This is a genomic window from Adlercreutzia agrestimuris (genome assembly GCF_943193125.1).
GTDB classification, from domain to species: Bacteria; Actinomycetota; Coriobacteriia; order Coriobacteriales; family Eggerthellaceae; genus Xiamenia; species Xiamenia agrestimuris.
In genome coordinates, this window is record NZ_CALPCX010000002.1 from 410378 (window position 1) to 427121 (window position 16744).

Annotated in this window: 16 protein-coding genes; 15 read left to right on the forward strand and 1 reads right to left on the reverse strand. The window is 48.6% G+C overall.

Translation table 11 applies throughout. The features are described 5' to 3' along the window. Positions 1-38 precede the first annotated feature (38 nt). The 14 genes from hisG to NFR28_RS04965 all read left to right on the forward strand — a co-directional run bounded on the left by hisG (position 39) and on the right by NFR28_RS04965 (position 15027). Positions 39-1763 carry an ATP phosphoribosyltransferase gene (gene hisG / locus NFR28_RS04900; protein ID WP_251178709.1) on the forward strand — a complete coding sequence of 575 codons (1725 nt, stop codon included), beginning with the start codon at positions 39-41 and terminating at the stop codon, positions 1761-1763. 33 nt (positions 1764-1796) lie between these two features. Next, positions 1797-3167, forward strand: a complete 1371-nt coding sequence (gene hisD, locus NFR28_RS04905) for a histidinol dehydrogenase (RefSeq protein WP_251178710.1) — start codon at positions 1797-1799, stop codon at positions 3165-3167. After that, complete coding sequence (gene hisC, locus NFR28_RS04910; RefSeq protein WP_251178711.1) at positions 3164-4291, forward strand: histidinol-phosphate transaminase; 1128 nt, start codon at positions 3164-3166, stop codon at positions 4289-4291. Before hisD ends, hisC begins: the two co-directional genes overlap by 4 nt. Before the next feature lie 19 nt (positions 4292-4310). Further along, positions 4311-4904, forward strand: a complete 594-nt coding sequence (hisB, locus tag NFR28_RS04915) for an imidazoleglycerol-phosphate dehydratase HisB (protein ID WP_251178712.1) — start codon at positions 4311-4313, stop codon at positions 4902-4904. Beyond that, positions 4901-5572, forward strand: a complete 672-nt coding sequence (gene hisH, locus NFR28_RS04920) for an imidazole glycerol phosphate synthase subunit HisH (protein WP_251178713.1) — start codon at positions 4901-4903, stop codon at positions 5570-5572. Before hisB ends, hisH begins: the two co-directional genes overlap by 4 nt. A gap of 35 nt (positions 5573-5607) precedes the next feature. Beyond that, positions 5608-6393 (forward strand): 1-(5-phosphoribosyl)-5-[(5-phosphoribosylamino)methylideneamino]imidazole-4-carboxamide isomerase, encoded by a 786-nt coding sequence (hisA, locus tag NFR28_RS04925; RefSeq protein WP_251178714.1) that lies wholly within the window; start codon positions 5608-5610, stop codon positions 6391-6393. 4 nt (positions 6394-6397) lie between these two features. Beyond that, complete coding sequence (gene hisF, locus NFR28_RS04930; RefSeq protein WP_251178715.1) at positions 6398-7162, forward strand: imidazole glycerol phosphate synthase subunit HisF; 765 nt, start codon at positions 6398-6400, stop codon at positions 7160-7162. Positions 7163-7176: 14 nt separating this feature from the next. Further along, positions 7177-7503 (forward strand): phosphoribosyl-AMP cyclohydrolase, encoded by a 327-nt coding sequence (hisI, locus tag NFR28_RS04935; protein WP_251178716.1) that lies wholly within the window; start codon positions 7177-7179, stop codon positions 7501-7503. 177 nt (positions 7504-7680) lie between these two features. Continuing rightward, a complete protein-coding gene (fsa, locus tag NFR28_RS04940; protein ID WP_251178717.1) occupies positions 7681-8361 on the forward strand; it encodes a fructose-6-phosphate aldolase in 681 nt (226 codons plus the stop codon). Next, complete coding sequence (rho, locus tag NFR28_RS04945) at positions 8358-9965, forward strand: transcription termination factor Rho (protein WP_251178718.1); 1608 nt, start codon at positions 8358-8360, stop codon at positions 9963-9965. Before fsa ends, rho begins: the two co-directional genes overlap by 4 nt. 114 nt (positions 9966-10079) lie before the next feature. Beyond that, the gene (sppA, locus tag NFR28_RS04950; protein WP_251178719.1) at positions 10080-11135 is read left to right on the forward strand and encodes a signal peptide peptidase SppA; all 1056 of its coding nucleotides are present in this window, start codon (positions 10080-10082) and stop codon (positions 11133-11135) included. An 81-nt stretch (positions 11136-11216) separates the two neighbouring features. After that, positions 11217-13229: a methionine--tRNA ligase gene (locus NFR28_RS04955; RefSeq protein ID WP_251178845.1), complete on the forward strand. Its 2013-nt coding sequence runs from the start codon at positions 11217-11219 to the stop codon at positions 13227-13229. Positions 13230-13267: 38 nt separating this feature from the next. Then, a complete protein-coding gene (gene rnhA, locus NFR28_RS04960) occupies positions 13268-13753 on the forward strand; it encodes a ribonuclease HI (protein ID WP_251178720.1) in 486 nt (161 codons plus the stop codon). Between the two features lie 110 nt (positions 13754-13863). Beyond that, positions 13864-15027 (forward strand): coiled-coil domain-containing protein, encoded by a 1164-nt coding sequence (locus NFR28_RS04965; protein ID WP_251178721.1) that lies wholly within the window; start codon positions 13864-13866, stop codon positions 15025-15027. Between the two features lie 74 nt (positions 15028-15101). Here NFR28_RS04965 and yihA read toward each other — a convergent pair whose 3' ends face one another. Next, complete coding sequence (gene yihA / locus NFR28_RS04970) at positions 15102-15692, reverse strand: ribosome biogenesis GTP-binding protein YihA/YsxC (RefSeq protein ID WP_251178722.1); 591 nt, start codon at positions 15690-15692, stop codon at positions 15102-15104. A gap of 197 nt (positions 15693-15889) precedes the next feature. Between yihA and rpsB the strand changes: the two genes are divergently transcribed. After that, positions 15890-16714 (forward strand): 30S ribosomal protein S2, encoded by an 825-nt coding sequence (gene rpsB, locus NFR28_RS04975; protein ID WP_251178723.1) that lies wholly within the window; start codon positions 15890-15892, stop codon positions 16712-16714. Positions 16715-16744 lie beyond the last annotated feature (30 nt).

Here is a 16744-nt window from a genome sequence, read left to right on the forward strand (position 1 = left end):
CGATAATGAAGCACAACACACACGTAAAGGAAAAGGCTATGAATTACAAAACACCGCTTGGCTTTCGAGATATATTGCCCGAAGAAGCGCGCGCTCGTGAACTTGCAACGCGCCTTGTGCAAGATCTCTTTGCTTCATATGAATATGAGCCTATTGAAACGCCAACGCTTGAGAATCAAGAGCTTATGCGAACAGCGGGCTATCGTTCCAGTTCACCGTTTAAATTCTTTGACGCCCAAGGCAACTTGCTCATTATGCGTCCTGATGTCACTATGCAGGTGGCGCGTATGTGCGGTTCGCGCCTTGGAGACACGCAGCACACACTGCGTTTCCGGTATACGCAACGTGTTTTTCGCGAATCAGATGACGTAATAACATCCGACCCGCGTGAAATGACGCAGATGGGTGTTGAGTGCATTGGCGCAGATGGTGTAGATGCTGATGCTGAGGTTATCTCGCTTTTCATTCAGGCGTTACGCATTTTAGGAGTAGAGCATTTTACCCTGTCGGTTGCATGCGTTGGTGTTTTGAACGCGCTTTTGGCATGTTGTGAAGCTTCTGATGAGTGGAAAGCATCACTGTTGAAAGCGTTTCACGCCTCTAATTTTGTGGAACTGGATGAATTATGTGAAGCATACGCCGAGAGCTTGAGTCCTGTTCGTGCAATTCCGGCTTTAGCGCGCATTCGAGGCGGTATTGAAGCAATTGATCAGGCGCGTAAGCTTTTGGAACCCTATGGCATTAAGCTTGACGACCTCGATGCATTGCAAAGGACCATTCAGCTGCTCATTGATGAGGGATTTGAGCGATATGTGCGCGTGGACTTTTCCGTTATGAGCTCGTTTGATTACTACACAGGTATGGTGTTTGAAGCGTATGCACCCGGTGTTGGATCACCGCTTGGTAGTGGTGGTAGATATGATCACATGCTGAGTGTGTTTGGTCCAGATCGTCCAGCTGCTGGCTTCGCGTTCTTTTTGGAGCAAGCAATGTATGCTGCCGAGCAAGAAGCGCAAGCCTCTGATTTTGACCGACCGCTTCGAATTGCTGTGCCAAAAGGCTCCCTCAACCCGGATTCTATTGAGGCACTTGCTGCTGCTGGTTTGGATGTGAGCAGACTTGATAGCCCTGGAAGACTGCTGGTAATTTCTAATCCTGGTGTTGAGTACATTATTGTTCGCCCCTCAGATGCCCCGGTATTTGTTACGCTTGGTGCGGCAGATTGCGGCATTTGTGGGAAAGATTCACTTTTAGAGGCACAATCGGATTGTGTTGAGCTGGTTGATCTTGGCTTTGGCGCATGTCGATTCATTGTGGCAGAGCCAGCTCAGAGTTCGCACAATGTTGAGCAGCGCATACAAAAGCGTGGTTATTTGCGCGTAGCTACGAAGTATCCCCATATCACCCAATGGTTTTATGATAGATGTGGTCAGCAGGTAGAGATTGTGCAGCTGCATGGCAACATTGAGCTTGCGCCGCTGACGGGTCTTGCAGAACGCATCGTAGACATCACCGCAACAGGCACAACGCTTAAAGAGAACAACTTGGTTGTGGTAGACGAGGTACTTTCTTCCACGGCGCGCTTCATAGCAAATCCCTGCGCTTTCCGTACAAATTCGGCAATCAGATCTCTTGCACTGAAGCTCAAAGCACATGCGCAAACGATGAACTATGAACCAATTGCAGGTGCAAGTCAGAGTGTGCCTCGCAAAAATACGCAGTTTGGCGAACAAATACAAGATAAACTACAAGATCAGTCATAAGACATAACAGCAAACGAATAGAGGAGCGTATCTATGCGACGTGTAATTTTAGAGCCCGGTGAGATTTTCTCAAACGACCATCTTAAGCGTACAGGGGCATTCAACGCAGCTGCGCTCAGTGCTGCAACTGACATCATTGAGCAGGTTCGCCTTTACGGTGACCAGGCATTGCGCGAATACACTGCCCGATTTGATGGGGTGGAAATTGAGCGCTTCCGCGTTCCTTATGCTGAGTTGGCTGACGCCGCCAGTAAGCTTGACGAAGAGCTCGTGCGGGCATTGCGTCAGGCAGCTGAACAGATTCGTGATTTCCATGAGCGACAGAAGCAACAAAGCTGGTTTACGGTGCGTGCTGATGGAGCCATGGTTGGCAGCAAGATTGAGCCTTTAGAATCAGTGGGTATTTATGTGCCTGGCGGTCGTGCGCTCTATCCTTCTACGGTGCTCATGAATGCTATACCAGCCTCGGTTGCGGGTGTTGATCGTATTGTTTGTGTGACGCCGCCAACAAAAGATGGCAGCGTTGACCCAGCCATTTTGGAAGCATGCCGCATTTCTGGGGTAACAGAGATTTACACCGTTGGCGGTGCTCAGGCTATTGGTGCTTTGGCTTATGGCACCGAGACCATAGCGCCGGTTGCAAAGATCACCGGACCGGGCAACGCATATGTTGCGGCTGCAAAAAAGATTGTTTCTGGTGACGTTGGCATTGATATGATTGCTGGCCCGTCGGAGGTATGTGTTGTTGCTGATGAAAGTGCCTCACCTGCGCTTGTGGCAATTGACTTGATGGCTCAGGCTGAACATGATCCGCTTGCGGCATGCTATTTTGTCACCTTCTCTGAGGAGTATGCTGACGAAGTGGAAGCCATGATTAAGCGTCACATGGAGTCTTCTACTCGCGCGGAGATCACCGATGCGTCGCTGAGCGATCAAGGGCTTATTGTGATTTGTCACAACATGAAGCAAGCGCTTGAGGCGGTCAATGTTATTGCGCCAGAGCATTTAGAAATGCATGTCAAAGATGCGCTCTCTTATTTGGGAGCCATTCGCAATGCCGGTGCAATCTTTTTGGGCGCGTGGACGCCTGAGGCGTTGGGGGATTATGCGGCTGGACCAAACCACACGCTTCCTACAGGTGGTACAGCGCGCTATGCTTCTCCCTTGTCGGTTGATGAGTTTGTTAAAAAATCAAGCGTGATTCAGTATTCTCCTCAAGCGCTTATGAATGACGCAAGAACGGTGATGTCCATTGCGCATCATGAGGGGCTTTGGGCGCATGCTCGCAGTGTTGAACTGCGCAAAAACCTTATCGAAACAGGGGATGCATTTCGCCTGGAAGGTCAAGGAAATAGCTTTGCCGAACAAACGCAAAATGCAGAAAAAGGAGACACTTGCCAATGAGCACCTATGCGCAAACGGTTCGATCTTCAGCACCTCAACTAGCTGATGTAGTGCCCTATGATCCTAAATATCTGCCTGCTGATGCGTTTTTGTCAGCAAATGAAAACCCGCGCGATGTTGATGAAGAACTGCGTCGCCAAATTATGCGTGCTCTTCGCGAGGTGAGCTTTAATCGCTACCCAGATCCGCTTGCGCATGGTTTGCGCGAGATGATAGCCGAAGCTAATGGCGTCTCACAAGATCAAGTGCTTATTGGCAATGGTGGAGACGAGCTGTTGTTTGATATTGCGCTTGCCTGGGGAGGTCCAGGACGCACGTTTCTTAATATGCCGCCAACTTTTTCGGTCTATGAAAACAACGCTCAGCTCACAAATACCACTATTGTTTCAATCCCGCGAGATGAAGCCTTTGATATTGACGAAGCGGCGGTTTTGAAGCGCGTGAGTGAAGGCGACATTGATTATGTGATCGTGACCAGCCCAAATAACCCAACAGGACGTTTGGCAAACGAGCAGTTTATCATAGAGCTCTTAGAGAGCACTGATGCTTTGGTGGTGGTTGACGAGGCGTATTTTGAGTTTTCGCGCAAGACAATTCGCCCCTATTTAGAGCGTTTTGAAAACTTGCTTATCTTACGTACGTTTTCAAAGGCATTCTCACTTGCGGGCGTGCGGGTAGGATATGTACTTGGAGCACCGCGCGTGATTCGTGAGCTTATCAAGGTGCGTCAGCCATATTCTGTTGATGCGGTGTCTCAAGTAGTAGCGCAAGTTGTTTATGAGAATCGTTCGCAATTTGAGCCCGGCATTTCGGCAATTATTGCTGAGCGCACACGCGTGTTTAACGAGCTGAAACGCATTCCAAAAGTGGTGGCATATCCGTCAGATGCAAATTACATTTTGTTCCGCGTGCCGCAGGCCGAGCGCGTGTGGCAGGCGCTCTATGATCGCGGTATTTTGGTTCGCGATTTGAGCGGTGCGCCTTATCTTGAGGGCTGCCTGCGTACTACTATTGGCACCGAGGAACAAAATACGGCGTTTTTGGACGCGTTACGAGATGTGCTTGCACAACTTGTGCGCGAACAATTCCCGCTCCAGTCGCAAAGTGAATCATTGAAGGCATAAGAGGCGAGAGAGGATCTCCATGGAAGCCAGAACAGCTGAAATCCATCGCGTAACAGGCGAGACTGATATTGTGGTTCGCATCAATTTAGATGGCGAAGGCGAAGCTGACGTACAAACAGGTATCGGCTTTTTTGATCATATGCTTGATGCTTTTGCTCGTCACGGCATGTTTGATCTTTTTGTTCGCGTTGAAGGCGACTTGCATGTTGATGCGCATCATAGCGTTGAAGATACCGGTATTGTGCTTGGTTGCGCGCTTGCTGAGGCGTTGGGTGAAAAGCGCGGCATTGTCCGTTTCGGCTCTTCAATTCTGCCTATGGATGAAACGCTTATGCTTGCTGCTTGTGACTTTTCTGGTCGCGGTCAGCTTCACTGGGATGTTGATGTGCAGCCCTTTATGCTTGGGACGTTTGACTCAACTTTGGCCAAAGAATTCTTCGGTGCGCTTGCCTCAAACGCGCATCTTACCTTGCATATTAAAGAATTAGCAGGCGAAAATCTCCATCATGTGATTGAAGCGGTGTTTAAGGCGGTTGCACGCTCTCTTCGCGAAGCGGTGTCTTTTGATGAGCGACAGATTGACAAGATTCCCTCAACGAAAGGTGTTTTGTGATTGTAGTTGTTGATTACCATAAAGGTAATTTGCTCTCTGTTGAGCGAGGCTTGGTTGCTGCGGGCGCAGCGGTTCGGGTGAGTGATGACCCTGCGGTTATTGCTTCAGCGGATGCTATAGTATTGCCTGGTGTGGGCGCTTTTGCTGATGCTGCACATACCATGGAGCAGCTCGGTCAGCGTGAGATTATTCGCGCACGTATAGAGCAAGGGGTACCTTTTTTGGGCATCTGCCTTGGTATGCATCTGATGTTTGAAGAGGGAAGTGAGGGCGCGCCGCAAGAAGATGATGAAGTGTCTTCAAACAATGCGCGTGGCCTTGCGGTATTACCTGGTGTAGTAGATCTGATGCCTTGCACTGACGCAGCTGGTCAGTTTTTCAAAATTCCCCATGTTGGATGGAATAGGGTGTATGGGCCGAACCAACAAGGTACTTTTGAAAGCCCGCTTTTTGCTGGTATTGAGCCTGGCGAATACTTCTACTTCACGCATAGTTATGCAGCGCCAACAGGACCTTTTGTGATTGGCCAAACCCAGCACGCCCAATTCTTTCCGTCTGCTGTCCAATATGGACCGTGCGCATTTGGCGTGCAATTCCATCCGGAAAAGAGTTCGGATGCGGGTGCGTGTTTGCTTAAGAATTTTGTCAACCTTGCGCAAGCGTCTTAAGACGGTTGCGCAGTATGTGCATATTGAGGTGAGAAATGTATCTCCTACCTGCTATTGATATTTTGGATGGTCGAGCGGTTCGTTTGGCAAAGGGCAACTACAATGCCGTGACTGTCTATAATGACGATCCCGTTGCGCAGGCACGTGATTTTGAGGCGCAGGGTGCTACATGGTTGCATGTGGTAGATCTTAATGGTGCCCGATCAGGTATTCCTGAAAACATTGCCATCATTGAAGAAATTGTTCGTTCAACCAACCTCAAAGTTGAAGTTGGTGGTGGTATTCGCTCTCTTGAAACGCTCTCACGTCTAGCTAATGTAGGTGTGAGCCGTATGGTACTTGGAACATCGCTGGTGAAAAACCGTGCGTTTGCCCATGATGCCATTTCGGAATTTGGCGACCTTCTTGCGTGCGGCATCGATGCAAAAGCGGGCGAAGTTGCCATTGTTGGCTGGGAAGAGGGTTCCGGTAAAAATGCCTATGATTTGGCGCGAGAGATGTCAGATTTGGGATATGCGCATATTGTTTTTACCGACATTGCGCGTGATGGCATGCAAACAGGTATTGATCCGGAGGCATACAAGCATATGGCGCAAGCATTTGGACACCCGGTTATCGTATCGGGGGGAGTTGCGGGCATTGATGATATTGCCGCACTTGCCCCTTGTGCGCATCTCGTAGAAGGCGTTATTGCAGGTCGTGCTATCTATGAAGGATCACTGACGGTGGCTGAGGGTGTGGCGGCTTGCAAGCAAGTTAGTGCTGCTGCGCAACACGCAGACTCCAACACCGACGCAATCTCAAAGCAGAAGGGGGAGTAGTGCCATGCTTGCAAAACGCGTAATCCCCTGCATGGACGTTAAAGATGGGCGCGTGGTAAAAGGTGTCAATTTTGTCAACTTGCGCGATGCGGGTGACCCTATTGAACTTGCTTCTCGCTATGATGAGCAAAAAGCCGACGAAGTTATCTTTTTAGATATCACCGCAACAAGTGATGATCGTGCTACCACCATAGATCTTGCGTCGCGCGCATCAGCGCAACTCCACCTTCCTTATTGTGTGGGCGGTGGTTTTCGCAGTGTTGAGGACATTCGCACCATGATTGCGGCAGGCGCTGATAAAGTGTCCATCAATTCGGCTGCGGTAGCTCATCCTGAGCTTATAACGCAGGCTGCTCGCGCCTTTGGCACCCAAGCAATTTTATGCGCTATTGACGCAAAGGCGGTTGCCGGAAACCCCAACAAGTGGGAAGTCTATGTTGCAGGAGGGCGAAAGGCTACCGGCATTGATGCTGTTGAATGGGCAAAAGAAGCGCAGGCACGTGGTGCGGGTGAGATTCTTTTGACCAGCATGGACAGAGATGGCTCGCGCGACGGATTCGACTGCGCTTTGACGCGCGCAGTAGCTCGCGCCGTCACCATTCCTGTTATTGCTTCGGGCGGCGTGGGTAAGCTGGAGCATTTCGCTGAAGGCATTTTGGAAGGCGAAGCTGACGCGGTGTTGGCGGCAAGTGTATTTCATTTTGGCGAACTTACTATTCGTCAGGTGAAAGAGCACATGCGTTCATGCGGTATTGAAGTGCGCCTTTAGTGAAAGGATGCCGGGTGCAAATAGCTGATTTAACATTTAATGAAGCAGGACTTATTCCGTGCATTGTACAAGATGCCCGCACAAGCGAAGTCCTTATGATGGCATGGATGAACGCTGAATCTCTTGCACTTACCCTTGAGCGCAAGCAAACGGTTTTCTGGTCAAGATCGCGCCAGGAACTATGGCACAAGGGGGCTACCAGCGGAAACGTTCAAGACCTTGTTGAGCTTCGCTATGATTGTGATGCGGATACGCTGCTTGCGCTTGTTGTGCCTCACGGACCGGCATGTCATACAGGCGCGCAAAGCTGTTTTTACCGTTCAATGAGCGATAAAGACTAAATGTCTTGCGTAACCTGCGCTCATGCGCTACGATGAGCCTATTCTTTGCGATTCTGCCAAAGAAGTCATTTCCACTTTTTGTCATCTTAATTCCCTTGAAGTGTGCCTTTGCGCGTGTAGGTAATCAAGGTGCGCAGTTTCGCGAGTTGCAAAATCCTTATAAGAGAAGAGGACGGGATGAAGTTTTTCCTTGACACCGCCGACCTGGCCGAAATTGAAGAAGCGGCTTCGTGGGGAGTACTTGCAGGTGTAACCACCAATCCAACGCTTTATGCGCGTACCGGTGGTAAACTTGCGGACTTTCACAATCACATTAAGCGCATTTGTGAAATCGTTGATGGACCGGTTTCTGCCGAAAGTGTTGCAATGACGCGTGAGGAGATCATTCGTGACGGACGCGAGCTGGCAGCACTTGCTCCTAATGTGGTCGTGAAAGTTCCTACAATGATTGAGGGCCTGGCGGCAACCAAGCAACTGGCAAGCGAAGGTATTCCGGTAAACATGACCTTGTGCTTTACGGTGCCACAAGCCATTATGGCAGCTCGTGCTGGTGCTCGTTACATTTCGCCGTTTGTCGGTCGTTTTGATGACATCGCAGAAGACGGATTAGCCCAACTTGCAGATGTTATTGCAGCGCTTGGCAACTATGACTTCTCTGATGCAGGAGTAGCGGGCGAATCGGTTGAGGTTATTGCCGCTTCAGTACGTTCTCCGCATCATGTGGCTCAAGCTGCCCTGATGGGCGCTGATATTGCTACGGTGCCTTTTGCTACTTTGAAAAAATGCGTACAGCATCCGCTCACTGATCGTGGTCTGGACTCATTCATGAAGGACTGGGAGAAAGTACAAAACGCATGAGTGAAAACGAAGTAGAGAAGGAAAGTTCTGCGCCTGCTGCTGAAAAGCGCACTACTACTGCAGGTCGTTCACGTCGTAAGAGCGTGAAGGTACAATCTCGCTCCGCATCTGCGCGTAAGCAGACTGAGGAGACAGCCGAGAGCAGTGAAGAGAAACCTGCGCAAGCTAAAGAGCAAAAAACTGCTTCTGCCAAGGAGCAGAAAAGCCAAAAGCAGAGCAGCAAATCAAAGCAGCAAAAAAATCAGCGCCAGAACAACCACCAGAATCAAAACCAGCGCCGCAACCGTCGTCAGCACAACAACAATCGCGAGGTAGTGCCAAGCGTTTCAAAAGAAGAGTTGGCAAAGCTCAAGGTTGCTGAACTTAAGGCGAAGGCAGCTGAGCTTGATCTGGACGTTACGGGTCTCAAAAAAGCTGAACTTATTGATGCGGTTTTTGATGCTTCAGTAAAAGCAGAAGGCTTCATTGAAGTTGAGGGTGTTCTGGACATTCTTGCAGATGGTTATGGCTTTTTGCGCACGCAAGGCTATCTGCCTTCTGAAACAGACTGCTACGTGGGTCTCTCAACGATTCGCCGCAATGGCCTGCGAAAAGGTGACTTGGTAACCGGTCAAACACGCCCAGCGCGTGAAAATGAAAAGTTCGCCGCAATCCAAAAAGTTTCTGCTGTAAATGGCAAGCCACTTGAAGAGTTGGGGCAACGTGTTCGTTTTGGTGATTTGACGCCGGTGTATCCCGACGAAGTGCTCACAATGGAGCATGGTAAAAACACCACAACGGCACGCGTGATAGACCTTGTTTCTCCCATTGGTAAAGGTCAGCGTGGTCTTATTGTTTCGCCTCCTAAGGCAGGCAAAACTACCATCTTGAAAGATATTGCTGCTTCCATATCAGCAAATAATCCTGAAGTTCACTTGATGTGCCTTCTGGTGGACGAGCGCCCTGAAGAAGTTACTGATATGGAGCGCTCTATTCATGGTGAAGTCATTTCGTCTACCTTTGATATGCCAACTGAAAACCATATTGCGGTTGCTGAGTTGGTTATCGAACGCGCAAAGCGTCTGGTGGAAGATGGTCGTGATGTGGTAATCCTGCTTGACTCTATCACTCGTTTGGCACGCGCATATAACCTTGCACAGCCGGCTTCTGGTCGTATTCTGTCGGGCGGCGTTGATTCAACGGCACTTTACCCACCAAAGCGCTTTTTGGGAGCCGCACGCAATATTGAAAATGGCGGCAGTCTTACCATTTTGGCATCTGCTCTGGTGGACACGGGTTCAAAGATGGACGAGGTTATCTTTGAAGAGTTCAAAGGAACGGGTAATATGGAGCTCAAGCTTGATCGCAATCTGGCTGATCGCCGTATCTTCCCGGCAATTGACCCTGTTGCATCGGGAACGCGTAAAGAAGAGCTCTTGCTTGATATGCAGGAAGCACCACTTATTTGGGCAGTTCGTCGCATTTTGGCAAATATGAATTCTACTGAGCGTTCTATGGATATGCTTATTAAGTCATTGAAGCAAACGGACAACAATCAAGAGTTTTTGATTCGCACGGCGAAAAAAGCTCAACAATCTAAGGGAGATGGTGTCATAGAGCTTTAAGATTCGTCACAGTATCTTTAGCTTCATGGAACCATCGTGAAACCGCGCTGAAAGAGCGCGGTTTTGCCACGTATGGGGTAGTATTAGCCTGATACGTATTGAGAAGGGATCAATATGGATAACAACTTCCAAAATCAAGGGTGGGAACAACCTTCTTCGCCCCAACAACCACAACCACCTCAACAACCGCAGGCTGCTGCTCCTTTCCCTCCGCAGCCCCCTCAAGGGCAGCCCGTGTATGGCGCGCCTGGTATGCCGCAGTATGTGCAGGCACCTGTTGTAGCGCAGCCTAAAAAGAGCCATGGCTGGATTGTGGCACTTGTTTGCATCATTGCCGCTTTTCTGCTTATGGCAATTGGCATGTGGTCATGTACCTCAATTGCAAACACTTCTGTGAGCATGTTAAATCCTTTAGATGGTATGTCTTCATCTCTGTATGATTCAGACGTTGATTACCTCTCCGAAGACGCTATTGCAGTTATTAATATTGATGGCTCTATTGCCTATGACGGATCAACCTGCTCACCTGAAGGTTTAAAAGAACAGCTTGATATTGCTTCGGAGAATCGCCATATCAAAGGGGTGGTTTTGCGCGTAGATTCTGGCGGTGGTACCGCTACAGCTGGTGAAGAAATGGCCGCGTATGTTCGTGAATTTGATAAACCTATTGTTGTTTCCAGTGCTTCCATGAACGCTTCTGCTGCCTATGAAATCTCAAGTCAGGCTGATTATATTTTCACCGCAAAAACCAGTGCAATTGGCGCTATTGGTACTGCCTTGCAGCTAACTGACATGTCAGGGTTGATGGACAAGCTTGGTATTAGCATAGACACTATTACTAGTTCTGAGAATAAAGACTCAAGCTACGGATATCGTCCTTTGACTGAAGAAGAGCGCGAGTATTATCAATCCATGGTCAATCAGATCAATGAAACATTTATTGATACTGTTGCCCAAGGTAGAGATATGAGTGTTGAAGAAGTTCGCGAACTTGCAACAGGTATGACTTTTACCGGTATGGAAGCTGTTGAAAACGGTCTTGCAGATGAGATTGGCTTGCGTGAAGATGCGCTTGATAAAGCTGCTGAACTTGCGGGTATCTCTACTTACACCGTGGTTGAACTGACCTCGTATGATTATGATTTTTCCAGTTTGTTAGGCATGATTTAAGGAGTTATTCGCATGACCATGCCCACTCAAAACACCTCTCTTCCCCAAGAAGATGCTTCATTGTTGTCCGAGAGCTCAACGATGCGTACTACGGCACCTGCATGGCCTAAGCGTGTTGTGGTGACTGCAGGTATGCCTTACGGCAATAAGCCGCTGCATTTTGGTCATATTGGCGGCGTTTTTGTACCTGCTGACGCTTTTGCGCGTTTCTTGCGGGATCGTATTGGCAAAGAGAATGTTCGCTTTATTAGCGGCACAGACTGTTTTGGTTCGCCTATTAACGAAGGATATCGGAAGCTTGTTGAAGCAGGCGAATTTGAGGGCACCATTGAAGATTACGTCTTAAAGAATCATGAGGCTCAAAAGCAAACGCTTGCCGCCTATGATATTTCACTCTCTATTTATGAGGGTTCAAACATTGGTCATTCAGGCGACGTACATCAGCTTATTTCTGAGAAGTTTATTGAAAAGCTTCATGAGAATGGCTGGCTTCAGCGCAAATCTACCTTGCAATTCTTTGATCCTGAGGCGGATACGTTCTTGAATGGGCGTCAGGTTGTTGGCCGCTGTCCTGTACAAGGCTGTAAATCTGAACACGCCTATGCCGATGAGTGTGACCTTGGTCATAGCTATGCGCCAGAAGATCTCATTGCGCCAAAATCTTCCATTACTGGGGTAACGCCAGAAATGCGTCCTGTTGATAATTGGTATTTTGATCTTCCTGCCTTCAGGGACTTCCTATTGAGTTTGGTTGCAGATCTTGAAGCTGATCCTGAAATTCGCGCGATTGTCCCACAAACAATCAAGGAATTCTTGGCGCCTCCTGTGATGTATGTCAAATGCGAAGAGCGTGAGCATTTTGATGCTATTGCAAAGAACTTGCCGCCTTTTGAGTTGCGAGAGGCACAGAAAGGCAAGCAGAGCTTTGAGGTGGAGTTTGCCACAATTGACGAGCGCGATGAGGCACGCAAAGTACTTGAAGCTGAATCTATTCGTTTTAGAACTGGCAAGACGCTTGTACCATTCCGCATTACTGGAAACATTGAGTGGGGAGTCAAAGCCCCTGTCATTGATGGTCTTGAAGGCCTTACGGTGTGGTGTTGGCCAGAGAGCTTATGGGCGCCTATGTCGTTTACAATGGCCATCAATGACAAAATGGGACTTCCGCGTGGGAGCTGGCGTGATTTCTGGTGCGATGAAGAAGCGTGCGTCTATCAGTTTATTGGGCAAGACAATCTTTACTTCTATGGTGTTGCGCAGCCTGCTTTGATTGAAGCACTTCGCCCTGGTGACATCTTGTCACCAGGTGAGACGGAAAACCCCATTCGCCAAACGCGTCTTGTTGCGAACCATCATATTTTGTTCGGCGACAAAAAGGCATCTTCGTCAGGAGCTGTAAAGCCTCCTACTGCTGATGCGTTGTTGGACTATTACACGGTTGATCAGCTTCGTGCGCACTTCTTGGCACTTGGGCTTGATCAGAAATCGGTGGGCTTTAAGCCGAAGGTGTTTGATCCAGATGAAGCAAAGCGCAATGATCCTCGTGTAGCTGACCCGGTTTTAAAAGAGGGTACGCTGTTAACGAATGTGTTTAATCGCTTGGCGCGCAGCTGCTTTTATGAGGCGCAGAAAAACTTTGAAGGTTACATGCCGCTGGGAGCAATTACTCCTGAGGTGCGCCGCAAAGTTTTCGATACGTTTGTTGAATATGACCAGCTTATGTATAAGGTTGAACTGCATTCCATCATGACATTGATGGACCAGTTCATTCGCTATGCCAACAAATACTGGACCGATGGGATTAAGGCTGCTGAAGATGCGCAGGATCAAGATATGCGTCGACAAGTGCTTATTGATTCGTTCTATCTTTTGCGCGTGGCAACGCTTTTGATGCATCCTGTTGTTCCTGCAAGTACCGAGCGGATTTGCGACTATTTAAGCTTTGAATTTGATGACTTCTTCAGCTGGAATTACGATTTTGATTCATGCGAAGAGCTTTGCTCAGCTGGGGAGATCTCTGAGGGCAAGCATCGCATCCGAGAGCTGCCGCCTCGTTTTGATTTCTTTGCAAAGCATCCAAGCCAATTTAAGTAAGATGCACACTCGCAGGCAAACAAGACTAAGGCACAGCATTGCAACACGTTGATATTTATTCAGATGGTTCCTCGCGTGGCAACCCCGGTCCGGGAGGTTATGGGACGGTGCTTCGTTTTCGTGATGAAGCAGGGGTTGCCCACGAAAAGGAATTGAGCTGCGGGTATGCACATACTACCAACAATAGAATGGAGCTTTTGGGTGCTATTGTGGGCCTCGAGGCACTGAAGCGTCCTTGTGAAGTGACGCTCTATACCGACTCTCAGTATGTCGTTAATGCGTTTGAACAGCACTGGATTGATGGTTGGATTCAAAAGGGTTGGAAAAACGCACAAAAGCAGCCTGTAAAGAATAAAGATTTATGGCAGCGCCTTCTTGCGGCCAAGAAACAACATGATGTTACTTTTGTCTGGGTAAAAGGACATGCAGGGCATAAAGAGAACGAGCGGTGCGATACATTAGCCACGCTTGCTGCTGACGGCACATCGCTTTGTAAAGATGAAGGTTTTGAAGCTCATTTATAATAATCCACATGATTTAGTGTTTTCTTGCAATCTGGTTCCACATCATGATGGGTTTTGTTACCATGCATGAAACATCGATGCGCCATATTTAGGTGCAAGAGAGGTTTCTCATGGTGAATTCTATTTCGCACGCAGGGCGTCGCGTCAGTGTCATACTTTTTGCAGTCGTGCTTTTTGTGGCGTTGTGGGTACCTGCCCAAGCTCAGGCAGCTCCAACGTCAAGTGAAAAACAAGCAGAAGCACAAGCAGCACTCATTTCGCTCAATGCAATGCAGTCAACACTTGAGCAAGCGTCTAACGATTATTATTTGGCGCTTGACGAAATGGAATCTGCGCAAGCAGCATGTGAAGAGGCACAAGCGCGCATTGATAGTGCTACTGAAGAAATTGCCGGGCTCCAAGAACGCTTGGGTAAACGAGTGAATCGTATGTACAGAGATGGTAGTGCGTCGTTTCTTGATGTGCTTTTAGGTGCAACGTCATTCAATGAGCTTTCTTATGCATGGGATATCTTGATGAGCATCAACGAAAGCGATGCTGATTTAGTGCGTCAAACTAAAGCTCTTCGTGAAGAGATTGCGTCGCAAAAAGCAATCCTCGATGAGCAGAGTCAGCGTGCTGCCGAAAAGACAGAAGAAGCTCGTCAGATTCAGGCTGAAGCTGAAGCAACGGTTGCAAATATTCAAGCAACCTATGATGGTTTAAGTGCTGAGGCAGCTGAATTGTTAGAACAAGAGCGTCAGGCGCAGATTGCAGCTGAAGAGGCTGCAGCGCAAGCCGTGGTTGATGCAGCTATTGCAGATGCGCAAGCCAACCAGAACCGCAGTGCGCAAGCTCAAGTCGAAAGTCCAGATCAACCTTTAGAGGGTGGTGCTGCCTCAGATTCGCAAGATGATTCTTCGTCTGACCAGCAAAACTCTCAACAAGCACCGTCTTTTACGCCGTCATATGATGCTGTAACAGGAAATGCGATAGTTGATAGAGCGTATGGATGCTTGGGCGCGGGGTATGAGTACAATACGTGCGGTCCTTCTACCTTTGACTGTTCAGGGTTGGTTAGTTATGCGCTCACGGGTAGTTACACGCGCGTAGGTTCTACCTATACCTTTATGAATTATCCGCAAGTAAGTGACCCGCAGCCAGGTGATATTGCGGTTAATGCTGAACATTGCGGTATTTATATCGGTGGGGGACAGATGATTCATGCGGCAACTTATGGCGTAGGTGTCATTACTGGTCCTGTGCAAGGTGGCATGATTTTTGTCCGTCCTTAAAGAAGGGACAAAAACCTGTCCTTGTTGCCGAAATGCTTGTGTAGCAACAGATAAAGTTAGCTGCCAGGTTAAAACTACACTTCACGCTCAACTGCTTGAGTGATAGCAGCTTTTAATAGGTCAATACCAGTTCCTTTTTCTGATGAAGTTACTACCATGTCAACTGAATCAGGAAGATTGAGCGCTCGCTTGATGACTGCTTTTTGTTTGAGCTGTTGTTGACGGGAGAGCTTATCTGCTTTGGTGAGCACCACCAAGTAAGGAAGTTCAGCGTCTTGCAAAAACTCAATCATGGCATGGTCAAGATCACTTGGGTTATGGCGAATATCTATAAGAGATACTACTAAGGCAAAATTGCGATCTTGATTAAAGTAACCTTCAATGAGTTCAGACCATCTACCTTTATCAGCTTTTGACACTTGGGCAAAACCATATCCTGGTAAATCAACGAAGCGCACGTCTTGAGAGTTAAAGAAATTGATCGTAGCGGTTTTTCCAGGGGTTTGTGAAACCTTTGCAAGACCTTTACGATTGAAGAGTTTGTTGATGAGCGAAGACTTGCCGACGTTTGAACGACCCGCAAACGATACCTCTGGAAGCGTTGAGGGGGGCAGCTGGCTTGATACGCCAAATGAGCGTTCAAAAGTGACATTGTTGAAATTCATTGGTGCTCCAAACGTCGGTAGTTAGTAGTGTCTATAGTAACTTACTTATGGACGCTTGCAAACGCACGGTGGCGTGGTATACTTCAACGGTTTCTGTATTACACATGTATGTGCGACTCACGCCGCCAGTGGCCACCGAAAAAGGCTGCGGATGTTGGGGATGACCACATACAGAGGACTAACGAATGGAGAAAGTCATGGCGAAAGTCAGCATTAAATCGCTGCTCGATGCAGGCAGCCACTTCGGCCATCAAACGCGCCGTTGGAATCCGAAAATGCGTCCCTACATCTTTGGGAGCCGCGGAGATATCTACATCATCGATCTTAAGCAAACCCTCGTAGGTCTTGATCAGTCTTACACTTTTGTATCTGAGTTGGCTCGCAAAGGTGGCACCGTTTTGTTCGTTGGCACCAAAAAGCAAGCTCAAGAAGCTGTTGCAGATGCTGCTAACAAGTGCGGTATGCCGTATGTAAATGCACGCTGGTTGGGCGGCATGCTCACCAACTTCGTAACCATTCGCTCTCGCGTTAATCGCATGGAAGAGCTTGAGGCTATGGAGGCTGATGGTCGCATGGCGCTGCTGCCGAAGAAGGAGCAAATCCTGCTTCGCAAAGAGCTCTCTAAACTGCAGACCAACCTCAATGGCATTCGCAATATGAAGCGCGTTCCGGATGCAATTTTTGTTGTAGACACCAACCGTGAAGGCATTGCTATCCACGAGGCTCGTCGTCTGAACATCCCTGTTGTTGGCACGCTTGATACCAACTGTGACCCGGATGACGTTGATTATGGTATTCCTGCAAACGACGACGCAATCCGTTCTGTTCGTTTGCTGACCGACTTCATTGCTGACGCTGTTATTGCTGGTGCTGGTGCACCGGTTAGCGTTGAGGAAATGGCTGGCGCAGCTGATGCTGAAGGTGACGTAGCTGTTGAGGCAGCTGTTGAGACCACTACGCCGGCAGAGGCTGTTGCTGAGGCTGCAGCTGACGCAGCTGCTCTTGCTGCAGACAACGCATAGTAAGTGCCCTGAGGGGTATGTATCGTGAAA